Source organism: Microcoleus sp. FACHB-1515, assembly GCF_014696105.1.
GTDB lineage: Bacteria > Cyanobacteriota > Cyanobacteriia > Elainellales > Elainellaceae > JAAUTJ01.
This window is the reverse complement of the sequence record NZ_JACJPO010000073.1, coordinates 1-6,584: the sequence shown is the minus strand read 5'-3', so window position 1 is coordinate 6,584 and position 6,584 is coordinate 1. Positions and strand designations below refer to the sequence as shown.

Genomic DNA, 6,584 nt, shown 5'->3' with positions numbered 1-6,584 from the left:
AATACGACCATTCTTCACCGTTTGAGTCGAGGTGCAACTGGGACAAGCAAGCATCATAAAGAGTCCATCGAAATCTGTTGCTAACCTAGCATCATTACTTCTACACGACTACCAAATCTCGAATCCGGCATTTCGTACCAGTTGAGCGACGCGCCAAAGGCTATGCAACTCTGCCGCGCAATGTTTGGAGCACAATTCATCGAGCAGAATTTCTTCGGGCGATTTTTGTGGCTGAGTGTTTGCAAAGATGCCTTTCGTGACGGCTTCTGCAAACTGTTGGATTTCATGCTCGTTCATTTTTGTCTCCTAGAAAAGTCGATTTGTCGGTTTGCCTTGTAACCTGAAAACAGTAAAAGCTGACTCCTGACAGCGAGCAACCATTTCATACAACCTGGTTTTCTCGCAACGGCATCAATCAGAACGTGGCATTCTCGCCGCAGTGAATCGATCGTGTCGCTACTCATGATGCTCTCTCGATGCGAACAGTAACGGGTAAATTTCGCCCGGATTTCTTGATTTTTCGCAGCAGTTTTTGAACATGCCGATGATTCTGGCGATTCAACACAAACAGCACTCGATCGCCAAACTCCAAGCGGGCGCGTTCGAGGTATCGCAACAGATCGTCTGCGCTCATTTGCTGCCAGTTCGGTTGCAACACAAAGGGAGTTTTCATGCCGTTAGTGCCCTCCTCAACACATCGGGCGGAATAAACGCTTGCAGTTCCGCTCGCACCTCCTCAGACTCAGCGCTTCCCCACATCCAGCGCACATCGGCTAGGGACTCTGGAGTAAGCCATTCATCAAGGTTTGGGGAATTAGTACAGCTTGGTTCACCCCCCCTATTCCTACTCAAAATATGAGGGGGTGAACCAGAAATGACGGAATCCCCTAAATCGCGCTGAAGCTTGTCTCGCCTAGCTTTTCGCCGCTCTAGTACCTCGATCGCCGCTTCCCACGTTCCCACATCTAGCGAGTACACCCGCAGCTTTTCGCCCTCATGCCCTGGAACTGCTCTTGACTGCCGAGAGCCGACTTTCACGCCCAACTGCGAGAGAAGCTGGTGAATGATCTGCACGTCGCTCATTCCCGGTGTAATGGTGAAGTGCAGCACCATTTTGATTTCGGCTGCATACTGCCGCGCTTTGGCTGCATACGGCTCGATGTCGTATTTCGTCCACTCGCGATCGACTGTGAGGAAGTCATCTAGCCCTAGCTTGCTGCGAATCGCCTGCCGCACCGCTGCACCGCTGAGATCCCAAGGACAATTCCCGGAATTCCAGCCCGCTTGCTTCTCTAGCCCTCGTGCTGTCCGGTCGATCGCCACGTCCGGGTAAAGCTGAGCTTCCAGGCTGAGCAGTTCAGCGCGTCGTTGCCCGTCCTTGTCTGCGAGAATGTCTGCGAGCGTTAGGCTATCAAGGCAGTAATCATCTTTCAGGCGGAATTTGATAATCGCCAATTCTTCATCAGGCGATCGGGATTCCTTTTTCTCCAGCGCTGCAACCTCGATGTATGTCAGGTCTTCAGCAGCGGCGATTGCTTCAGCGTCAAACTGTCGTAGTTCCTCTTTCGCTGTCCTCAGCAACAGCTTCATCGCTGCATCCGGCTCCGCCTTCTCAATCAAGACGTGATGGCCTTCATGTCTCAGCCGCACCAGCAGGGCATCTCTCAGGGTTAGCATCGAGCGGTTCTGCTCAGCCGCGAAATGACAGTAGAGATTGAGGTGAGCATCGCCCGTCCAGTCGTAAGCCGCGATTGCGCTCTGCGTGGTGTCGGTCAAACTGAGCTTGACGAGGCTGGCCGCTACGCTGGTCTGCTGCTGAAGATGGCTCTTGAGTTCGATCGGATTGGTAGAGCGGCTGGCCTTGCTGAAGTTGGTTCCGCGCTTGGCGCACCAGACGACGCGATCGACGGGTTCGCGAACCCTACCGAGTGCTTGCGTCATGTCTGCATCAGTGGATGAGCCGCCGCTGAAGATACCGTAGACGCGATCGACAATGCCCTGAGCTTCGATGCTGACCCCGGTAGCCAGCGAGGGCGATGCAATCACCACGTCATAGTTTTGGAGTTCAGCGTCAGGCGTTCGGATGAAAGCTTGCTCGATTTCGCCGCCGCTGGTGTCAGAGTTCAGCAGCAGGACGCGCTTACCGGGATACTGCTGCTGAATCAAGCGATTGATGCTGGCACTGGTGCGCTTGCTGTCAGTAGCGACAAACAGCACCTTCCCCGATCGCAAGCTGCCGACATCCGCTAGCAGTTGAGCAATTGCCGCGCTAGAGTCTCGCGATTCGATGAAGCGCACTGAGTAGCCTGCTGCCTGGTAGTCGTTACGAATCAGGAAGACAGGCGCATCGCCGCCGCGAAGCTGTCGCAAGTAATGCAGCGTCGCATTATCGAGGTCAGCATCCGCCACAATCACCCGCCGCGCCGTCCGCACCAGTTCAGCGAACCTTGCCAGCAGCAACGGGCGCATTCCCTCTTTATTGCAGGTGGAACTGGTCAGCAGATGCCGCAGCACTTGCACGACTTCATCAAGAATTAAGTCGCATCCGGCAAACTGGCTGAGGTCGATCGCCAACAGCGCATCAACACAAAAGCCGATTCGTAGCGCGTAGCCAGAGCCGTTGATGAAGCGCCCGTTTACCTTGTCGAGATCGCCGCGATAGTCGAGCTTCAACCGTTCACACAGATTCCGCATCAGCGCGATTCTGTGCCCTGCGGAGAGAACCGATTCGCTCAAGCTGACAGCCGCAGACAGAAGCTTAGTTTTGCCTGTGCCTTTCGCGGCTGCAATGGCGATGATGTCCTCGGATGTGAGGCGATCGACATCGAGCGTAGACAGGTCAGCCCGATTGACTCTAACCGCTGTGGGATAGGTCAAACGATTCTCAAGCCGCCGCCAAATCTGCCAGTGTTCCAGCGACAGCGCGGCAGTGTAGGCAGCGTGAAAGGTATCCGTGCCACACAATCAAATCATCCGCGCCCTTCCCGTCGCGACCGTCCCAAGAAACGATCGCCGCCTCTGCGCCCGCTTGCTTCAGCAGCCGTCCGAAACGGATGAGAGCGGCATTCACCCGCCGCTGTGTTTTGAGTTCCGCATCCTGGTCAAATGCCAGCAAGACCTTTCGCCCTGCACCTGCGAAGCGCTCCACATCAGCAGTCAGGAAACGATCGCCGCCAATATTTCGGTAGCCCCCATTCACCCCATACAGAGCAATCGCGACATAGCCCAGACTCAGCAGAGCCAGCGCTTTTTTGCCGCCCTCGGTGAAGACGATCGGGATTTCAGGATGAGCGGTAAGCCAGTTCCAGAATGAGCCATCGAGCGGCACTTCAACCCCGTGACGATCGCTGATTCGTTGCCGAATTGCAGTAGGAATCTCAGGCAGGAACGATCGTGAACCGCCGCCTACGGGTGCTTCATACTTGCGATCTTTGCCCTTGCCATCTTTGAGCGGAGTGCTGAGCTTCGCTTGCCAGCAGGAGCCGTCTTCATTCAGCAGCAAGGCAGCATAGAGCGTCGGTCGCGCCTGATTTCCGAATCGCGTGTATCGCCAGTTCAGCGCGTCGTGAATCGGGCTGACAACATCGCCACCTGGTAGCATCTCGACATCCGCAACAATGCGAACCGTAGCAGCAAATAGGTCAGCGTCGATCGCGCTCTTGACGGTGAATTCTCGCTCAATCCTGTTGGCAAAATCTGAGAGCGTCAAGCGGTTGTGAACCAAGAGAGACGGCTTCATTTCGCGCTCCCCTCTTGACTTGCAAGCCAGCGATCGACCTTCAGCGATGCCTCGCGACTCCAGGGTTGATTCAGTAGCGACTCAACTTCAGATTGCGATACAATGGACTCAAGTTGAGATTCAATTCTTACAGAAACACTCGCGACGAATTCGCAAACAGTGCATACAATCTTTATTGGCATGGCTGAATCCGCCCTCGAAAGAGGGAAGGGCTAGTGCCCTGACAAGGCTTCTTCAAAGTTTGGCGACCTAGAAAGCCTTGTCAGAACTGAACAAATAACATCAAATCCCCAGTGTTGTAGTCCGTAACTACGCTGCTGGGGATTCTCCGTTTTGGGAGATTTGCTTGTCTAGGAACTCCAACCAAGCTTGACGAAGCAGTGCGCCACGAGGCTGATTCAACCGCTCAGCTAGTGCATCGGTTTTCTGTAAGTCAGCGTCAGTAAGTTTGACGTTGACAACGTTGCGAAGTCCTTTTCTTGGCATGGTTTTGATCTCCTTGAAAAACATCCTAGCGTAAGTCAAAAGAACCGGGAACCTGCTGACAGATTTTCCTTAGCTTTTAGCTAAAACTCGCTACGCTTCTTGATTTTCTCGCTACGCTTTTAACAGCAACTTGCAGCTTTCTTGTAAGTTGCAAAGCAAAATTGAATTCGCACTTTCGCGTAAGCTTGAGTTGATGACACTGAAATCATCGCGGCGATCGTTCCCTTGAGCGGTCGCTTTTTTGTTTGAATTTGACTACACAAATTCAACTCACGCTTAAGCGTAAGCTTCAAATTCACATGATTTAGAGCAAGCCTTTTTCTTCGGCTTCAGCAACAGCTTGTTTGATCAGACGTTCAAGAATTTTGCTGACAGTTCGATCCTCTACCTCTGCCAGCTTCTCAAGCTTTTCCTTCAGTTCATGAGGGATGTAGGCTGCGACCCGCGCCTTATCGGTCGGCATTTGAACGTCAAACAATGTATTTCCCCTCCATTTTTCTTTACTTGGTACAAGTCTACCTTAAGTAGACAAAAGTAATCTACCTTGTGCTACTATTACGTTCATGCAGCGAACAGGGAACGGACGAAGCAAGGACACACGCCGATCGCAGCTACGATCGCCCTTCCGCCCGCTTCCAAAGCGCTCAAGCCTAGACAGAGCAAAGCATTTACCCACTTCGACAGGAGAAATCAGCGGATGATTCTTGCAGACTCGCTATCCTTAACGCGGATTGCTAGCGAACAGATTGAGAACAGTCCCCTAATCCGCCCCGTTGTCTGCTTCGATGGTGGCAATCGATCGATTCAATGGCGCGACCCTGCTGGCAATATTCGCCAGATTCCCAGCTATTTGAAGCCGATCGATCCCACTTGGGAGGAAGTTGAACCGGACGCAAACAGCATCGTGATTGAGTTTGAAGGTGAGACGTTTGCGATCGGGCAAGTCGCGAAAGATATGGGAGGCTTGCCCACATTTCAGGGTGACAAAATCGAACTTGCCCGCCGTTTGGTGCTGGCTGCACTGGAGCCGAACCCCGGCAACGATGCCCTGAGAATCGAGCGCTTGCTGATTGCTCTGCCCAATAGCCGCAATGCTTCTACCGCGCTGCTCAAAGGTATTGAGGGCACATACGAATACACGCGGAACGGACAAGCGATCGTCGCGACCGTCCGCAAAGTTGAGCCGATTGACGAAACCAAAGCCGCCTATGCCCACGCCATGCAGCACGGTCTATTCCTCAGTCGGAAGCAGGTAAATGGCATTCTCGATCTGGGTGGCGGCACGTCGATCGCCCGCCTCTACTCGGTTTCAGGCTCGCTGATGCGCGAAGCTGACATCGTTTTACCAGGAACGTTCGACCTAGCCCGCCGCATCGCCGCCCGCATTGCTCGCGACCTTCCCAGCAGTCCCGACCTGAGCTTAATCATGGACGGCATTGAAGCGGGCGATCACCAATTGGGAACAACCGGATACAGCTTTGCACCTGCGTTTGAATCTGCCCGTGCTGAATGGCTGGCTGATATCCGCGCCGAGATCAAAACGCGGTGGGGACAGTGGTTATCAAATCTGGGTGAAGTTCTTATCATTGGCGGTTCCGCGCCGATCGCCGCTCCGCTGTCGGAAGTGACAAAAGGACGCTTCAAAATCGCCCCTAACCCGCAAACGATTTCGATCGTGGGGATGGCCGCGCTATGACGATTAGCCGCATTGTTTTGGATGCCGATACCCGATCGACGGTTGACGCGATTCAGGAGAAGACGCGATCGACTTCCCCTAGCGCTGCAATCGCGCTGATGGTCAGCCGCTACGGACGGCATCTACTCGAAACGTGGGAAGTTTGCCCCGCTCGATGCCCGGAGCCGCCGCCAGAGCGATATCTACCATCTGCCGCAGATTCACCCGTTCCCGCAGCCGCGCCCACGCCGCAGAGTGCATCTACCGATTTCAGTTTCAGCGAATCGATCGAACTGTAAAGCCAGCCCCTCACCGACCAAAGCTTGAGGCTGGCTAGTGTCCCGCTAAACCGTAAATTCAGGAGACTCTTTCATCATGGCTCAACCCGTTTCCTATTTCATTGAAACGCCCGCAATCAACGCGCTTACACAGCGCTGCGGTGTTTTCTTGGAACGTTTAACCGCTCAACAGAAAATGCTGGTAGTTGGCTCGATCGCGGATCACATGGCATCTGCACACGCAACCTATCCGGCGCAAAGCTCGATCGAGTCAGTTGACCCCGACAACCTGTTACAGCAATCCTAAATAGGAGATGAACAGTAGCCGTACATAAATGCTTTGGCAAAAGCAAAGGTTTGACAATGTGTGACTAATTGAAACAGAAACTTGACCGACCCAAATCTT

The 6,584-nt window shown here is 53.6% G+C and carries 9 protein-coding genes; 3 read left to right on the top strand and 6 right to left on the bottom strand.

The window, feature by feature from the left end; translation table 11 throughout:
• Positions 1-108: 108 nt before the first annotated feature.
• The 6 genes from H6F67_RS24840 to H6F67_RS24820 form a co-directional block, all read right to left on the bottom strand.
• Positions 109-297, bottom strand: a complete 189-nt coding sequence (locus H6F67_RS24840; protein ID WP_190769341.1) for a hypothetical protein — start codon at positions 295-297, stop codon at positions 109-111.
• Between the two features lie 163 nt (positions 298-460).
• The gene (locus H6F67_RS24835; protein WP_190769340.1) at positions 461-673 is read right to left on the bottom strand and encodes a hypothetical protein; all 213 of its coding nucleotides are present in this window, start codon (positions 671-673) and stop codon (positions 461-463) included.
• Positions 670-2,964, bottom strand: coding sequence for a plasmid replication protein, CyRepA1 family (locus tag H6F67_RS24830; RefSeq protein WP_190769339.1), 2,295 nt, complete (start codon positions 2,962-2,964; stop codon positions 670-672). Before H6F67_RS24830 ends, H6F67_RS24835 begins: the two co-directional genes overlap by 4 nt.
• The gene (locus tag H6F67_RS24825) at positions 2,885-3,739 is read right to left on the bottom strand and encodes a DUF3854 domain-containing protein (protein ID WP_190769338.1); all 855 of its coding nucleotides are present in this window, start codon (positions 3,737-3,739) and stop codon (positions 2,885-2,887) included. The genes H6F67_RS24830 and H6F67_RS24825 overlap by 80 nt, the downstream gene beginning before the upstream one ends.
• Positions 3,740-4,048: 309 nt before the next feature.
• Complete coding sequence (locus tag H6F67_RS27520; RefSeq protein WP_206753940.1) at positions 4,049-4,225, bottom strand: ribbon-helix-helix domain-containing protein; 177 nt, start codon at positions 4,223-4,225, stop codon at positions 4,049-4,051.
• Positions 4,226-4,529: 304 nt separating this feature from the next.
• Complete coding sequence (locus H6F67_RS24820; protein ID WP_199304628.1) at positions 4,530-4,703, bottom strand: ribbon-helix-helix domain-containing protein; 174 nt, start codon at positions 4,701-4,703, stop codon at positions 4,530-4,532.
• Between the two features lie 219 nt (positions 4,704-4,922).
• On the opposite strand from H6F67_RS24820, the gene H6F67_RS24815 reads away from it, so the two are divergent.
• The 3 genes from H6F67_RS24815 (at position 4,923) to H6F67_RS24805 (ending at position 6,485) form a co-directional block, all read left to right on the top strand.
• Positions 4,923-5,921, top strand: a complete 999-nt coding sequence (locus H6F67_RS24815) for a ParM/StbA family protein (protein ID WP_190769337.1) — start codon at positions 4,923-4,925, stop codon at positions 5,919-5,921.
• A complete protein-coding gene (locus tag H6F67_RS24810; protein WP_190769336.1) occupies positions 5,918-6,199 on the top strand; it encodes a hypothetical protein in 282 nt (93 codons plus the stop codon). Before H6F67_RS24815 ends, H6F67_RS24810 begins: the two co-directional genes overlap by 4 nt.
• A 76-nt stretch (positions 6,200-6,275) precedes the next feature.
• A complete protein-coding gene (locus H6F67_RS24805; RefSeq protein ID WP_190769335.1) occupies positions 6,276-6,485 on the top strand; it encodes a hypothetical protein in 210 nt (69 codons plus the stop codon).
• Positions 6,486-6,584: the final 99 nt, after the last annotated feature.